At 59.0% G+C, this 14398-nt stretch carries 16 protein-coding genes; 8 read left to right on the plus strand and 8 right to left on the minus strand.

Translation table 11 applies throughout. The annotated features are described in order from the left end of the window. The first annotated feature begins 38 nt into the window (after positions 1-38). From AC1RKH_RS13325 to rlmF, 4 genes are all read left to right on the plus strand, one after another. Complete coding sequence (locus tag AC1RKH_RS13325) at positions 39-467, plus strand: DNA polymerase III subunit chi (protein WP_123428697.1); 429 nt, start codon at positions 39-41, stop codon at positions 465-467. Positions 468-474: 7 nt separating this feature from the next. Continuing rightward, complete coding sequence (locus AC1RKH_RS13330; RefSeq protein WP_493062382.1) at positions 475-882, plus strand: DNA polymerase III subunit chi; 408 nt, start codon at positions 475-477, stop codon at positions 880-882. A gap of 213 nt (positions 883-1095) precedes the next feature. After that, positions 1096-3942 (plus strand): valine--tRNA ligase, encoded by a 2847-nt coding sequence (locus AC1RKH_RS13335; protein ID WP_493062383.1) that lies wholly within the window; start codon positions 1096-1098, stop codon positions 3940-3942. A 277-nt stretch (positions 3943-4219) separates the two neighbouring features. Continuing rightward, positions 4220-5242: a 23S rRNA (adenine(1618)-N(6))-methyltransferase RlmF gene (rlmF, locus tag AC1RKH_RS13340; RefSeq protein ID WP_493062384.1), complete on the plus strand. Its 1023-nt coding sequence runs from the start codon at positions 4220-4222 to the stop codon at positions 5240-5242. 189 nt (positions 5243-5431) lie between these two features. Here rlmF and AC1RKH_RS13345 read toward each other — a convergent pair whose 3' ends face one another. Beyond that, complete coding sequence (locus AC1RKH_RS13345; RefSeq protein ID WP_007905514.1) at positions 5432-5713, minus strand: HU family DNA-binding protein; 282 nt, start codon at positions 5711-5713, stop codon at positions 5432-5434. A gap of 395 nt (positions 5714-6108) precedes the next feature. On the opposite strand from AC1RKH_RS13345, the gene yejK reads away from it, so the two are divergent. Both yejK and AC1RKH_RS13355 read left to right on the plus strand, forming a co-directional pair. Then, positions 6109-7113 carry a nucleoid-associated protein YejK gene (gene yejK, locus AC1RKH_RS13350; protein WP_071551720.1) on the plus strand — a complete coding sequence of 335 codons (1005 nt, stop codon included), beginning with the start codon at positions 6109-6111 and terminating at the stop codon, positions 7111-7113. Next, the gene (locus AC1RKH_RS13355) at positions 7113-7463 is read left to right on the plus strand and encodes a glutaredoxin family protein (RefSeq protein WP_123428707.1); all 351 of its coding nucleotides are present in this window, start codon (positions 7113-7115) and stop codon (positions 7461-7463) included. Before yejK ends, AC1RKH_RS13355 begins: the two co-directional genes overlap by 1 nt. Positions 7464-7564: 101 nt before the next feature. Here AC1RKH_RS13355 and AC1RKH_RS13360 read toward each other — a convergent pair whose 3' ends face one another. From AC1RKH_RS13360 to AC1RKH_RS13380, 5 genes are all read right to left on the minus strand, one after another. Further along, positions 7565-8500, minus strand: coding sequence for a glutathione S-transferase family protein (locus AC1RKH_RS13360; RefSeq protein ID WP_493062385.1), 936 nt, complete (start codon positions 8498-8500; stop codon positions 7565-7567). Positions 8501-8587: 87 nt separating this feature from the next. Beyond that, positions 8588-8908 carry a GIY-YIG nuclease family protein gene (locus AC1RKH_RS13365; protein ID WP_493062386.1) on the minus strand — a complete coding sequence of 107 codons (321 nt, stop codon included), beginning with the start codon at positions 8906-8908 and terminating at the stop codon, positions 8588-8590. A gap of 39 nt (positions 8909-8947) precedes the next feature. Further along, on the minus strand, positions 8948-9418 hold the full coding sequence (locus AC1RKH_RS13370; RefSeq protein ID WP_123428713.1) for a nuclear transport factor 2 family protein: 471 nt from the start codon (positions 9416-9418) through the stop codon (positions 8948-8950). 113 nt (positions 9419-9531) lie between these two features. Then, positions 9532-10848: a CynX/NimT family MFS transporter gene (locus AC1RKH_RS13375; protein ID WP_493062387.1), complete on the minus strand. Its 1317-nt coding sequence runs from the start codon at positions 10846-10848 to the stop codon at positions 9532-9534. After that, on the minus strand, positions 10838-11497 hold the full coding sequence (locus tag AC1RKH_RS13380) for a FadR/GntR family transcriptional regulator (RefSeq protein WP_493062388.1): 660 nt from the start codon (positions 11495-11497) through the stop codon (positions 10838-10840). Before AC1RKH_RS13380 ends, AC1RKH_RS13375 begins: the two co-directional genes overlap by 11 nt. A gap of 166 nt (positions 11498-11663) precedes the next feature. On the opposite strand from AC1RKH_RS13380, the gene AC1RKH_RS13385 reads away from it, so the two are divergent. Beyond that, positions 11664-11975 carry a type II toxin-antitoxin system MqsR family toxin gene (locus AC1RKH_RS13385; protein WP_493062389.1) on the plus strand — a complete coding sequence of 104 codons (312 nt, stop codon included), beginning with the start codon at positions 11664-11666 and terminating at the stop codon, positions 11973-11975. Beyond that, on the plus strand, positions 11972-12454 hold the full coding sequence (locus AC1RKH_RS13390) for a type II toxin-antitoxin system MqsA family antitoxin (RefSeq protein WP_493062390.1): 483 nt from the start codon (positions 11972-11974) through the stop codon (positions 12452-12454). The genes AC1RKH_RS13385 and AC1RKH_RS13390 overlap by 4 nt, the downstream gene beginning before the upstream one ends. Positions 12455-12518: 64 nt before the next feature. On the opposite strand, the gene AC1RKH_RS13395 is transcribed toward AC1RKH_RS13390, so the two are convergent. Both AC1RKH_RS13395 and AC1RKH_RS13400 read right to left on the minus strand, forming a co-directional pair. Further along, positions 12519-13283 (minus strand): amino acid ABC transporter ATP-binding protein, encoded by a 765-nt coding sequence (locus AC1RKH_RS13395; RefSeq protein WP_010444394.1) that lies wholly within the window; start codon positions 13281-13283, stop codon positions 12519-12521. 11 nt (positions 13284-13294) lie between these two features. Further along, positions 13295-14392: an amino acid ABC transporter permease gene (locus tag AC1RKH_RS13400; RefSeq protein WP_493062391.1), complete on the minus strand. Its 1098-nt coding sequence runs from the start codon at positions 14390-14392 to the stop codon at positions 13295-13297. Positions 14393-14398: the final 6 nt, after the last annotated feature.

Below are 14398 nucleotides of genomic sequence, written 5' to 3' on the forward strand. Positions count from 1 at the left end.
CGTCCATGGATGACGCCGCGCAGGCGTCAGGAACCGCAATGACCAAAGTCGATTTCTATATCCTGCCCAGCGCCGATCCTTCCGCGCGGCTGGATTTTGCCTGCAAGCTCACCGAAAAAGCCTGGCGCATGGGCCACCGCATCTACCTGCATTGCAGCGATGCCGCCCAGCGTGATGATCTCGATGCGCGCCTGTGGGCGTTCAAAGGTGAAAGCTTCGTGCCTCACGGCCCCGCCGAAAGCGAACCGGACGGTTTGATTGTGCTCGGCCTGGGAGACGATCCAGGACAACACCAGGACTTGCTGGTCAATCTTGACCTCAAAGTCCCGTCTTTTGCCCAGCGCTTTGCCCGTGTGGCCGAAGTGGTGGTTGAAGACCCGGCTATTCGTCAGGCCGCGCGGGAGAGTTTCCGTTTCTACCGCGAACAGGGCTATCCTCTTCAAGATCACCGTTTACAGCGACTCTGAGCACATGATGGACACGTCAAACCCGCTGCAAAAGTCCGCACACCTGCTGGACGACCTCGAGTCGATCCGCCAGTTGCTCGGCGATGACAACCTGCAACCACCGCTGCTGACCGACACTGTCGAGCCGGCGAGTGATGAAGGTCAAATTCCGTTGCTGTTCGATCAGGTCGGCGGCAAACCACGGGCTGCAATCATCGAACCACCGACGCCCGCGCCTGTCGCGGCTCCGGCCGCAGCTCCGGCATCATCCGTCCAGCAAGGCGCTGACGTCATGCTGCACCTGAACGACGAACTGCGTGCCGCCGCGCAATTGATCCTGCAAGACGTGATCGACGACTTCGCCCCGCACATCGAAACCGAAATCAAACGCCGCCTGGATGCGCGGATGGAGCGGCTCCTCAGCCAGTACGAGTAACGCCAATCCCCTGTGGGAGCGAGCCTGCTCGCGATAGCATCACCTCGGTTTCCTGAAAGACCGCGTCGCCTGCATCGCGAGCAGGCTCGCTCCCACACTGGATCAGCGCTGAATTTGATGATGCGCCCGGTCTGCACCTGCTCGCCCTTCGCCCCATGCCCCGTTATACTTGCCGGCTTTTCCTGAATAAATGCCAATAGGGTCCCGCCGCGCATGGATAAGACCTACCAGCCGCACGCCATTGAAACTTCCTGGTACAACACCTGGGAGTCCGAGAATTATTTCGCCCCGCAAGGCGCGGGCGATTCCTACACCATCATGATCCCGCCGCCGAACGTCACTGGCAGCCTGCACATGGGCCATGGCTTCAACAACGCGATCATGGACGCGCTGATCCGTTTCCGCCGCATGCAGGGTCGCGACACCCTGTGGCAGCCGGGCACCGACCACGCCGGTATCGCCACGCAAATGCTGGTGGAGCGCCAGCTCGAAGCCAAGGGCCAGAATCGCCACGATCTGGGCCGCGAAAAATTCCTCGAGAAAGTCTGGGAGTGGAAGGATGAGTCCGGCGGCAACATCAGCCGTCAGATCCGCCGCCTCGGCTCGTCCGTCGACTGGAGCCGCGAGCGCTTCACCATGGACGACGGCCTCTCGGAAGCGGTCAAGGAAGCCTTCGTACGCCTGCACGAAGACGGCTTGATCTACCGCGGCAAGCGTCTGGTCAACTGGGACACCAAGCTGCACACGGCGATTTCCGATCTCGAAGTGGAAAACCACGACGAGAAAGGCTTCCTGTGGAACCTGAAGTACCCGCTGGCTGATGGCGCCAAGACCGCTGAAGGTAACGATTACCTGATCGTCGCAACCACTCGTCCGGAAACCATGCTCGGCGACGCTGCCGTGGCCGTTAACCCGAACGATGAACGCTACAAGGCCCTGATCGGCAAATTTGTCGAGCTGCCACTGGTTGGTCGCCGCATCCCGATCATCGCTGACGATTACTGCGACCCTGAATTCGGCACCGGCTGCGTGAAAATCACCCCGGCGCACGATTTCAACGACTACGAAGTCGGCAAGCGCCACAACCTGCCGCTGCTGAACATCTTCGACAAGAACGCCGAAGTGCTGGCAGCCGCCCAGGTATTCAACCTCGATGGCAGCGTCAACGAAGAGATCGACGGCACACTGCCCGCCGAATACGCCGGCCTCAACCGTTTCCAGGCCCGTAAGGAAATCGTTGCCGCGTTCGAAGCTGCCGGCCTGCTGGTCAGCGTCGACGATCACGCCCTGAAAGTACCGAAAGGCGACCGCTCCGGCACCATCATCGAACCGTGGCTGACCGACCAGTGGTACGTTTCGACCAAACCGCTGGCCGAGCCTGCGATTGCTGCCGTTGAAGACGGCCGTATCGCCTTCGTACCCAAGCAGTACGAAAACATGTACTTCTCGTGGATGCGCGACATCCAGGATTGGTGCATCAGTCGTCAGCTGTGGTGGGGCCACCGGATTCCGGCCTGGTATGACGAGTCGGGCAAGGTCTACGTCGGTCGCGACGAAGCCGAAGTGCGTGCCAAGCACAACCTCGGCCCCGACGTTGCGCTGCAACAGGACAACGACGTTCTCGACACCTGGTTCAGCTCGGGCCTGTGGACCTTCTCCACCCTCGGCTGGCCGCAACAGACTGAATTCCTGAAGAAGTTCCACTCCACCGACGTGTTGGTGACCGGCTTCGACATCATTTTCTTCTGGGTTGCCCGGATGATTATGCTCACCATGCATTTGGTGAAAAACGAAGACGGCACGCCGCAGGTTCCGTTCAAGACCGTGTACGTGCACGGCCTGGTGCGTGATGGTCTGGGCCAGAAGATGTCCAAGTCCAAGGGCAACGTCCTGGACCCGCTGGACATTATCGACGGTATCGAACTCGAAGCGCTGGTGGAAAAACGCACCTCGGGCATGATGCAGCCGAAACTGGCGAAGAAGATCGAGAAGCAGACCCGCGACGAGTTCGCCGACGGTATCGCCAGCTACGGCACCGACGCCCTGCGCTTCACCTTCTGCTCGCTGGCTTCGACCGGTCGTGACATCAAGTTCGACATGGGCCGCGTCGAAGGCTATCGCAACTTCTGCAACAAGATCTGGAACGCCGCGCGCTACGTGCTGGACAAGGGCGAAGACTGCGGCCAGAACGGCGAAGCCTACGAGCTGTCGCTGGCGGATCGCTGGATCATTTCGCAGCTGCAACGCACCGAAGCCGAAGTGACCCGTCAACTCGACCAGTTCCGTTTCGATCTGGCCGCGCAAGCCTTGTACGAGTTCATCTGGAACCAGTATTGCGACTGGTACCTGGAACTCTCCAAGCCTGTGCTGTGGGACGAAAATTCGCCGATCGAGCGTCAACGCGGCACCCGCCGCACGCTGGTTCGCGTACTGGAAGTCGCCTTGCGTCTGGCGCACCCGTTCATGCCGTTCATCACCGAAGAAATCTGGCAGCGCATTGCGCCGCTGGCCGGTATCGAAGGCAAGACGATCATGCTGCAACCTTGGCCAGTGGCCAATGAAGCACGCATCGACCAGGCCGCCGAAGACGACATCGAATGGCTCAAGGGCCTGATGCTCGGCACGCGTAACATTCGTGGCGAGATGAACATCGGCCCGGGCAAGCCACTGCCGCTGTTCCTGAAGAACGTCAGCGCCGAAGATCAGCGTCGCCTCACCGAGAACGAAGTCCTGCTGAAGAAGCTGGCCAAGCTCGAGTCGATCACCGTATTGGCCGCAGGCGAAGAAGCACCACTGTCCGCTACCGCCCTGGTGGGCGAGATGGAAGTGCTGGTGCCGATGGCCGGCCTGATCGACAAGGACGCCGAACTGGCGCGCCTGGACAAGGAAATCCAGCGTCTGCAAGGCGAAGTGCAGCGTGTCGGCGGCAAGCTGTCCAACGCAGGCTTCGTTGACAAGGCTCCGGCGGAAGTCATCGACAAAGAACGCGCCAAACTGGCCGAAGCCGAACAGGCTCTGGGCAGATTGGCCGAGCAGCATGCGCGGATTGCCAGCCTCTAACGGCAAATCGCACTGAAAAGGGAGACCCATGGGGTCTCCCTTTTTTATGCTTGCCGCATTCCCCAAAACACCAACAATCCCTGTGGGAGCGAGCTTGCTCCGGGCGGCGTTCCGACGATAGCGATCTATCATCCAATATCAATGTTGAATGTGATGGCCTCATCGCGAGCAAGCTCGCTCCCACAGTAGATTGTGGTCGTCGTCACAATTACGTTCACAATGGCTGAATGTGGGACAATGCCCACCACTTTTAGCCATACCCGAATCGACCTCGCCCATGAACGCCCCCCGCACACCAAAACCTGCGCGCCAAAAGCCAAAACCCGCGACCCCGGCCAAAGCCGTCGAACCGCGTGAGAAGGCCAGTCTGCACCCGCGCAATCGCCACCAGGGCCGTTACGACTTCCCGGCGCTGATCAAGACCACGCCTGAACTGGCGAAGTTCGTGATCATCAATCCCTATGGCAAGGAAAGCATCGACTTCGCCAGCCCCGACGCGGTGCGGGTGTTCAACCGCGCGCTGCTCAAGTCGTTCTACGGCATTGCCCATTGGGACATCCCGGCCGATTACCTGTGCCCACCAGTACCGGGGCGCGCCGACTATGTGCACTTCCTCGCGGACCTGCTGGCCAGCGTCAACGACGGCGAAATCCCACGCGGGGCGCCAGTCAAGGTGCTCGATATCGGCATGGGCGCCAACTGCGTCTATCCGTTGATCGGCTACAGCGACTACCGCTGGCACTTCCTCGGCTCGGAAATCGACCCGACGGCCGTGGCCGCCGCCAAAGCCATCGTGCAGTCCAACGGGTTGAACAAAGCCATTCAGTTGCGCCAGCAAAGCAATCCCAAGCACATTTTGCTGGGCCTGCTCGAACCCGGCGAACGCTTTGACCTGACCATGTGCAATCCGCCGTTCCACGCCTCGATGGACGAGGCTACCAAGGGCAGCGAGCGTAAATGGCGTGCACTGGGCCGCGCCGACCCAAAACGCAAACTGCCGGTGCTGAACTTTGGCGGTCAATCGGCAGAACTGTGGTGTGAAGGCGGCGAAGCACGGTTTGTGACGCAACTGATCGCCGAGAGCGCGCATTTTCAACACAAAGTGCTTTGGTTCAGCACCCTGGTCTCGAAAGCCTCAAACCTGCCTGCCATCCAGACGGCACTGAAAAAGGCCGGCGTACTGGAAAGCCAGGTTGTGGAAATGTCTCAGGGGCAGAAGCAAAGCCGCTTCGTCGCCTGGACCTTCCAGACCAAATCCGAGCAACAGGTCTGGCGCGAACGCTGGGTTCGCAAAAGCTGAGCAACTGTGGGAGCGAGCCTGCTCGCGATTGCGGTAGCACATCCAACATCAAAGTGACTGAAGCACCGCTATCGCGAGCAGGCTCGCTCCCACATTGGTTTAGAGGTGTTGCAGGTCAATCGCTGAATGGCAGACACAAAAAAACCGTGCCCGGGTTGTCCCGGCGCACGGTTTTTTTTTACTGCGGTCTTACTTGTTAACAGCGTCAGTCAGGCCTTTAGCCACGACCAGCTTGATAACTTTCTTGGCAGCGATTTCGATGGCAGCGCCAGTCGAAGGGTTGCGGCCGGTACGGGCAGGACGCTCGGTCACTTTCAGCTTACCGATACCTGGCAGAGTGATTTCGCCGCCGTTTTCCAGTTGATCAGCAACGATTTGGCCCAGTTGGTCCAGAGCGTTACGCGCGGTGGTTTTTGGCGCGTCGATAGCTTCAGCGATATCGGCGATCAGTTGGTCTTTAGTAAGAGCCATGTGGTGTTCCTTCCCTATCAAATTCATATGGATTGCAGAGTGCAGTGTCAGCCATCGAGCCCGATCTTCTGGATCTGGCACCCTCGGCTACAACACCGACGGGTCGGGGTTATAGATGCCGAAATCAGGGTTTGGTTCGACCTGACAAATGCTGAATGCACGCTTAACGCAGTGACTTCGCGTAAGACGGGGCAAAACTAGCACAGAGACGGGGAAATATCCGCCTCTACCTACCCATTTGGTCAGCTTTATTGCTCTAAATCCGGAAAAAAGCGCATAAGCCCGGTCTGACACGCCTCGAACACCCTTCAAGCACCGCCAAAACCAGCAGGTGCGGTACACTGGGCACTTTTTCGGGGAGCACGCCCTCCTCCCTTCAATCAGCCGAGAAGCCCATGCCGATCCGTCATTGCATCGTCCACCTGATCGACAAAAAACCCGACGGCACACCTGCAGTTCTCCACGCCCGCGACTCGGAACTTGCAGAGTCCACGGCCATCGAGAACATGCTCGCCGACCTCAACGAGAGCTATAACGCCAAACAAGGCAAGGCCTGGGGTTTGTTCCATGCCGAGTCCGGCGCGCATCCGTTCAGCGGCTGGCTGAAGGAATACCTGGACGGTGGCAAGGATTTCACGGCGTTCAGCCGCATTGCAGTGGAACACCTGCAAAAGCTGATGGAAGAGTCCAACCTGTCGACCGGCGGCCACGTGCTGTTCGCGCACTATCAGCAAGGCATGACGGACTACCTGGCCATCGCCCTGCTGCACCACAGCGAAGGCGTGGCGGTGACCGATCAACTGGACGTGACCCCGTCCCGACACCTGGATCTGGGCCAACTGCACCTGGCGGCGCGGATCAACGTTTCCGAGTGGCAGAACAACAAGCAGTCCAAGCAGTACATCTCGTTCATCAAAGGCAAGAACGGTAAAAAGGTTTCGGAGTATTTCCGCGACTTTATCGGCTGCCAGGAAGGCGTCGACGGCCCGGGCGAAACCCGCACTCTGCTCAAGGCGTTCAGTGATTTCGTCGAAAGCGAAGACCTGCCGGAAGAATCCGCCCGCGAAAAAACCAAGACTCTGGTCGACTACGCCAGCAGCCAGGCCAAGCTCGGCGAACCCATGGGCCTGGAAGAGCTGTCGGAGCTGATCGACGAAGAACGCCCGAAAGCCTTCTACGATCACATCCGCAACAAGGACTACGGCCTATCGCCAGAGATTCCGGCGGACAAACGCACCCTGAACCAGTTCCGCCGCTTCACCGGCCGCGCCGAAGGCCTGTCCATCAGCTTTGAAGCGCACCTGCTGGGCTCGAAGATCGAATACGACGAAGAAGCCGGCACGCTGATCATCAAGGGCCTGCCGACCCAGCTGACCGATCAGCTGAAGCGCCGTAACTGATGCTTAACGGTGTACTGAAGAAATTCCTGCTGATCCTGCTGGTGGTCGTGGTCTACCAGAACTGGGGCAAGATCGAGCGGGTGTTCAATCCTTCGCAAGTGGTGTCCGAGCAGACCCAGGCCAACGCCAGGGTCGTGCTCTACGCCACCGACTGGTGTGGCTACTGCAAGGCAATCCGGCGCTTTCTCGATCAGAAGGGCATTCCTTACCGCGAGTTCGATATCGAGAAAGATGCCGACGCGCGCAAGGCCTATGAAGCGCTCGGCGGACGGGGGATTCCAATGCTGGACGTGAACGGCACATTGATTCGCGGCTATGAGCCAGACGAGATTCTCGCCGCACTGAAATAACTACTGTGGGAGCGAGCTTGCTCGCGATAGCGGTGTGTCAGCCACATTAATGTTGAATGTGCCGCCGCCATCGCGAGCAAGCTCGCTCCCACATTTGTACGTCAATGTTTTTCGATGCGAAAACCAAACCGCGGGAAGTGCACATGCACCAGCCCGCCGCGCTCGTCTTCACGACGCAGGATCAGTTCCTCGCGTCCCGCAAACAGCAACTCGCCCGCGACCGGATCAACGCCATAATCAATCGCGGCAATGACCACTTGCTGGCCGGCCTTGAAGCCGTTTGGCTCATCGAATTGTTCGTCCGGCAAGGCCGCAGGCGTTGAGTGACGCGCAACCTGCAGCGCCTCTTCAGAGGTCATTTCGCTGAACGCGCCATGCCCGAAACCCATAACTCGCGACAACCAGGCTGACACCGCCGGATAAACATCGACCAACGGTGAAGTCACCGGCGTGCCCTTGAGGAACCACAACGGGTGGGCCATGGCGAAATCGGCAATCGAAGGCTCACCAAACAGGTAGTCACCGTCCTCGCGTTCTAATTGCTGCTCAAGCCGCGCCATGATCGTCGGCCACTGATGCTTGGCCTGCTCGGCCGACAACCGCGTGGCGCTGCCACCGCTGAACAGCCCGGCACGGTCAGCAACAAAAGCCTTGATCGCTTCTGGAGACAACTTGGCAAAACGCGCCGCCACCGACTCAGGCTGAAACACCAGGCTCACCGCGTGCTGAAATACTACCGAGTCGGCCCAGGCGGCGAAGGTCGCACTGACCATCTCCTGACCTTCCGGGAATAGCGCAGGCGAAGCCTTTTCCTGCTCCAGACGCCGGGCAATCAGCGCCGTGTCGCAGTAGATATCAGCGCCAATCTGCAACACGGGGGTCTTGCGATAGCCACCGGTCAGTGCGGTCAGATCAGGTTTCGGCATCACTGGCGAGATCTTCACCGAACGCCAGGACAGGCCTTTGAAACCGAGCAACAGCCGGGTCTTTTCCGCGAAAGGGGAAGTCGGGTAATGATGAAGAATCAACTCTGACATGCTGGACCCGCCGCTGGTATTAGGAGCCAGCAGCTTAGCGCGCAATCGATTTGCAGCCTACCCATCTGCCTGATGGGCACTTATCAGTCAGATTGATAAGCCCGCGGTGGCGCTCGCCACCAGACATTCCTTGGCGCTTTTCTTGAGTTTTTTGATCAAACGCTCCTGACGCAACGCTTCGCTTTTGTCGCGACAGGCTTCGGTGTAGACCAGCGCCACAGCCGGGCTCGAGAGGAAGAAACGCGCACCTTTGCCGCTCTGGTGAGTGGCGAAACGCCTGACGGGATCATCGCTGATCCCGCAGTACAACGAACCGTTAGCCGCGCGAACGAGGTACACGAACCAGGGTTTGCTCTGCGCTGGAGGGGTTGCAGGTTCGCTGACGGAGACTTCGTTCAGAGTGTTCACGTGACGATCAAGGCTTGTAGGAAACAAGCCGCGATCTTATCAGCGACTGGCCTGAAATGCCTTCAGCCCCTTCAAGGCCTGCGCGCGTACAGCGTTGCCCACCAACGGTGTCCACCCCAGCAACAGACCTTTGAAACCCAACGCCTGACGCGACCAGCGCCACAGATCGAAATGGTCGTGGTGCTCGCAGATCTTGCCGTCACGGAAAACAAAACGCGCCTGGATATCGTTGACTACCGTATTGCCGGTCTGGCTGAACAGGTAGGTCGCCACCCAGTGGGCACCGCCCGTGCGCTCGTCGGCGCGGACGTTATCGAAGGTCAGGGAAAAGTCTTTGGCACGAGTCGTGAGCATGCGCCACATGTCGCCGGCATCGCGCCCACGCAGTTCGCCGAACGCCGGATCACTGAACACCACGTCCTCGGTGTAGCAGGCGCTCATGGCCTCGGCATCCAGCCGCTGAAAAGCTTGATAGAACTCAGTGATCAATGCGCTGTTGGCATCACTCATGGACAGGCTCCCTGCATTTGCAAAAATGGCTGCGAAAGATGCCTGCACGATAGTCTGCCAACGTCGGGAAAACCACCGGCATTCGCACCAGGAATACCGGTAGTGCGCTGGCTTCAGACGCGTTCGCTTGCGACCTGTACGTACAGCGAACGACCGGCACCGAGACCGGCGATGATCGCGCCGAGGCCAATGACCCCGAAGATCCAGCCCAGTGCGGTCCAGCCGCCTGTCCAGTCATGCACCAGACCGACTGCGAACGGGCCCATGGAGGCCAGCGTATAACCGAACCCCTGGGCCATGCTCGACAGGTTGGCCGCCACATGGGCATCGCGCGAACGCAGCACGATCAGGGTCAGCGCCAGGCTGAACGTACCGCCCTGCCCCAGCCCAAGCAGAATCGCCCAGCCCCACAGGCCTTCGATCGGTGCATAGAGGCAGCCGAACAGACCGCCAAGGGTCAGGAGCATGACGACGACGATCGCCAACCGCTGATCCTTGCCGCGCGTCGCCAGCCACGGTGCCGCCAGCGAGCTGGCTAACTGGATGATCACCGAACCGGACAGCACCAGCCCGGCCTGGGTCGGGGTCAGGCCACGGCCGATCAGGATCGACGGCAACCAACCAAAGACGATGTAGGCCAGCGAGGATTGCAGGCCCATGTACAGGGTTACTTGCCAGGCCAGCGGATCACGCAACAGACCGCGAACCCGATACGCCACGTTGTGCGCACCATGTTTCTGACCAACCTGTGGCAACCAGAACACTGCGGCGACCAACGCTGGCAGTACCCAGAAGCCCAGACCGAGCGTCCAGCTTTCGTCGAAATGCTGACTCAAGGGCACTGTCGCGCCGGCCGCCATGGCCGCGCCCAGGCACAGGGCCATGGTGTAAACGCCGGTCATGGTGCCCGCGTGTTTGGCAAAATCACGTTTGACGATGCCCGGCAACAATACGCCGATCACGCCAATGCTGGCGCCGGCCAGAATGCTGCCGGCAAACAGGCCGATCTCACCGAACGAACTGCGCAGAATAATCCCGCCGGCCAACGCCAGCAAAATCCCCAGCACCACTCGCTCGGCACCAAAACGCCGCGCCAGTAGCGGGGCCAGCGGGGCGAACAGCCCAAGGCAAAGCACCGGTAAGGTGGTGAGCAAACCGGCCTGGGCCGCCGACAGCCCGAGACTTTTGGACACATCGCTGAGCAATGGCGCCATGCTCGACAGCGCCGGACGCAGGTTCAGCGCTACCAGAATCAGCCCCAGCAACAATAACCACGGGCGACGTAAAACCGGATGGCTTTGCTGAACCTGTTCGTCATCGGCCTCGGCATCGATCAACAACTCTTCGAGCTCTGCCGTGCGTTTGGGTAGTGTCGTGTTGCTGGGGCTCGCCTGCTGGCTGGACATGGGGTTCTCGGTTTCAAGGTTCATTGATCAACTGCCGGGAAATGGCTTTGGCCCGCTCCGGGTCGCGCTGCTCGACGGCATCGAGCAATTCGATATGCAGGTCGAACACCTCTTGACGTCTGGGGCTGATGTTGAGGGTCTGGCGCAGTTGCGCGCCGATGATGCTGGAGAAATAGCGATACAACTCGCTGAGGGTCGGATTGTGCGCGGCATCGACCAAACGCCGGTGGAACACCAGGTCACAGGCGATGTAGCTGTCGAGGTCGCCGTGGTAGTGACGGCCACTCACGCCCAGCGCTTCACGCAGTGCGATGAGGTCTTCATCGGTACGGCGTAATGCCGCCAATCCGATGGCCTCGACTTCCAGAATGTGTCGGGTCTCACGTGCCTGCTCGTGGGAGCAGCGGGACAAGGCTTTCATCGTGTCGAGCGGATCGACCACCGCCCGAAGGTAACTGCCGTCACCCTGACGAATCTCGATCAGGCCTGAAAACGCCAACACCCGCATGGCTTCGCGCACGGTATTGCGGCTAATGCCCAGTTCGGTCGCCAGTTCAGGCTCTGTGGGCAGTCGTTGGCCGACGGTCCAGATGCCGTTGTTAATACGCAGGCGCAACTGTTCAAGGGCCTGATCGACCAGAGAACGCTTCACCAATGGAGATATGTCTGTCATTGAATTCGCCCTTTCATCCAATCATAGGATGAATTTTCTGACATGTTAGTCAGCTTCGTCTGAGAGGACAACCACCTAGGGTTAGGAGGCAGGAAAGGGAGCTGGATTTTCGATTGTTAAAATTACCCTTTGAGGGTAATTTATATTTCAAGGTGCAAGGTGTCTTATGGAAAAGAACACACCTCATTACGACCTGTCGGTGGTCAAGGCGGAGGTAGTAAGGCTAGGTTCCAAAGCGTTTACCGGTAGCGCACGGGAAGGAGGCCGAAGGCTCGATTTGAGTCTTGCCCAAATGCAGCAAATCGTCTGCGCCCTGGAGCAGAGGATGTTCTACAAATCCATGACAACTTACACGAACTATCAGGTCTGGCAGGACGTCTACCACGCAAGAATTCGTGATACGGAGATTTACCTCAAGGTGACCTACCGCCCAGGCGGTGGTCCGCCGGTAATCTCCTTCAAGGAGAGAGACACATGAAAACACAGCAATGCTTCAGCTGCGGTGCCCAGGACGGGATGCAGCATTTCGACGGGCGAAGCTTCACCATCGACTTCAGACAGTTGACCCGTCAAGTGCACGATATTTCCGGATGGGAGTGCCAGGCCTGTAGTGAAATCGAATTCGATGACGGCAGTGCAGAACGTTATTCCGAGGCTAGTGATCAATTGCTCGAGGACTCCCGGCAGCTCATGGCAGCCGAGATGAAACGCATTCGCCGCAAACTGCACCTTACGCAAAAGGAGGCAGTGAAATTACTGTCGGGCGGCGGGCACAATGCCTTTTCCCGCTACGAGCGTGGCGAACTCGCACCGCCTCAGCCGTTGTTCATGCTGATGCGTTTGCTTGATCGGCATCCTCATTTGATGGCCGAGGTGCATGCCCTGAGCGAGGGTGCCGATTTAAAGCAGTTGTTGATTACACGTTACCCGGAACAAGAAACAGTTCTGGCCTCCTGATCCCGAACATCAGGCAAAAATAAACCCGGAACAGGTCCGGGTTTATTTCACTGCCTGGCTTCGATCAATGCAGGATCTGGCTCAGGAACAGTTTGGTGCGTTCGTTCTGTGGGTTGTCGAAGAAGTCGTTCGGCGCAGCCTGTTCGACGATTTCGCCCTTGTCCATGAAGATCACGCGGTTCGCCACGGTCCGGGCGAAGCCCATTTCGTGGGTGACGCAGAGCATGGTCATGCCGTCTTCGGCCAGGCCGATCATGGTGTCCAGAACCTCTTTCACCATCTCTGGGTCGAGTGCCGAGGTCGGTTCGTCGAACAGCATGATTTTCGGCTTCATGCACAGCGCACGGGCAATCGCCACACGCTGTTGCTGACCGCCGGACAGTTGCCCCGGAAACTTGTGCGCCTGCTCTGGAATGCGCACGCGCTCCAGGTAATGCATGGCAATTTCTTCCGCCTTGCGCTTGGGCATCTTGCGCACCCACATCGGTGCCAGCGTGCAGTTCTGCAGGATGGTCAGGTGCGGGAACAGGTTGAAGTGCTGGAACACCATGCCGACTTCGCGACGAATCGCCTCGATCTGTTTCAGGTCATTGGTCAGCTCCACGCCATCGACCACGATGCGGCCCTGCTGGTGCTCTTCCAGACGGTTGAGGCAGCGAATGGTGGTCGACTTGCCGGAACCCGACGGACCGCACAAAACGATACGCTCGCCCTGCTTGACGTTCAGGTTGATGTCTTTCAATACGTGGAACTGGCCGTACCACTTGTTCACGCCCTGCATCTGAATAATGCCTTCAGGGCTCACAGGCTGTTTGATCGCTTCACTCATAAACTACGCTCCTAACGCTTGTGGCCTGTGTCCAGCTTGCGTTCCAAATGCATGGAATAGCGGGACATACCAAAACAGAAAATCCAGAACACCAGGGCCGCGAACACATAGCCTTCGGTAGCCATGCCCAACCATTTCGGGTCGGCGGCGGCTTGCTTGACGCTGTTGAGCAAGTCGAACAGGCCGATGATGATCACCAGGCTCGTGTCCTTGAACAGCGCAATGAAGGTGTTGACGATGCCCGGAATCACCAGCTTCAGGGCTTGCGGCAGAATCACCAGGCCCATGCTGCGCCAGTAACCGAGGCCCATCGCTGCTGCGGCTTCGTACTGACCTTTGGGAATCGCTTGCAGACCACCGCGCACCACTTCGGCCACGTAAGCCGACTGGAACAGGATCACCCCGATCAAGGCCCGCAGCAGCTTGTCGAAGTTCATGCCTTCAGGCAGGAACAACGGCAGCATCACCGACGACATGAACAGCACCGTGATCAACGGCACGCCGCGCCAGAACTCGATGAAGGTCACACAGACCACGCGAATCGCCGGCATGTTCGAGCGTCGGCCCAGCGCCAGCATGATCCCCAGCGGCAACGCGCCGACGATACCGACGGTGGCGATCACCAGGGTCAGCATCAGGCCGCCCCATTGACTGGTCGCAACGTTGGTCAGGCCAAACATGTCACCGTGCAGCAAGATGTAGGTAATGATCGGATAGAGCACCAGAAAGCTCAGGCCGTAAACCGCTTTGCGCTGAAAACGCGAGATGAACAGCGGTGCGATACCGATCACTGCCAGACACACGCTCAGGTCGACGCGCCAGCGCAGTTCAGGCGGGTAATACCCGTACATGAACTGGCCGAAACGCTGTTGAATGAACACCCAGCAAGCGCCTTCCTTGGTGCAGTCGGCGCGCGTGGTGCCCACCCAGTTGGCATCAAGAATCGCCCAGTGCAGGATCGGCGGCACCACCAGGTAAATCAGGTAGAACGCGAACAGCGTGAGCAACGTGTTGATCCAACTGGAGAACATGTGCTCGCGCATCCACGCCACGACACCGATGCGGATGCCGGGTGGTGGCAGGTCGGGTTTGAAAATATGAGTCGTCATGCGCGT

Source organism: Pseudomonas sp. GW822-FHT06B12, assembly GCF_058799675.1.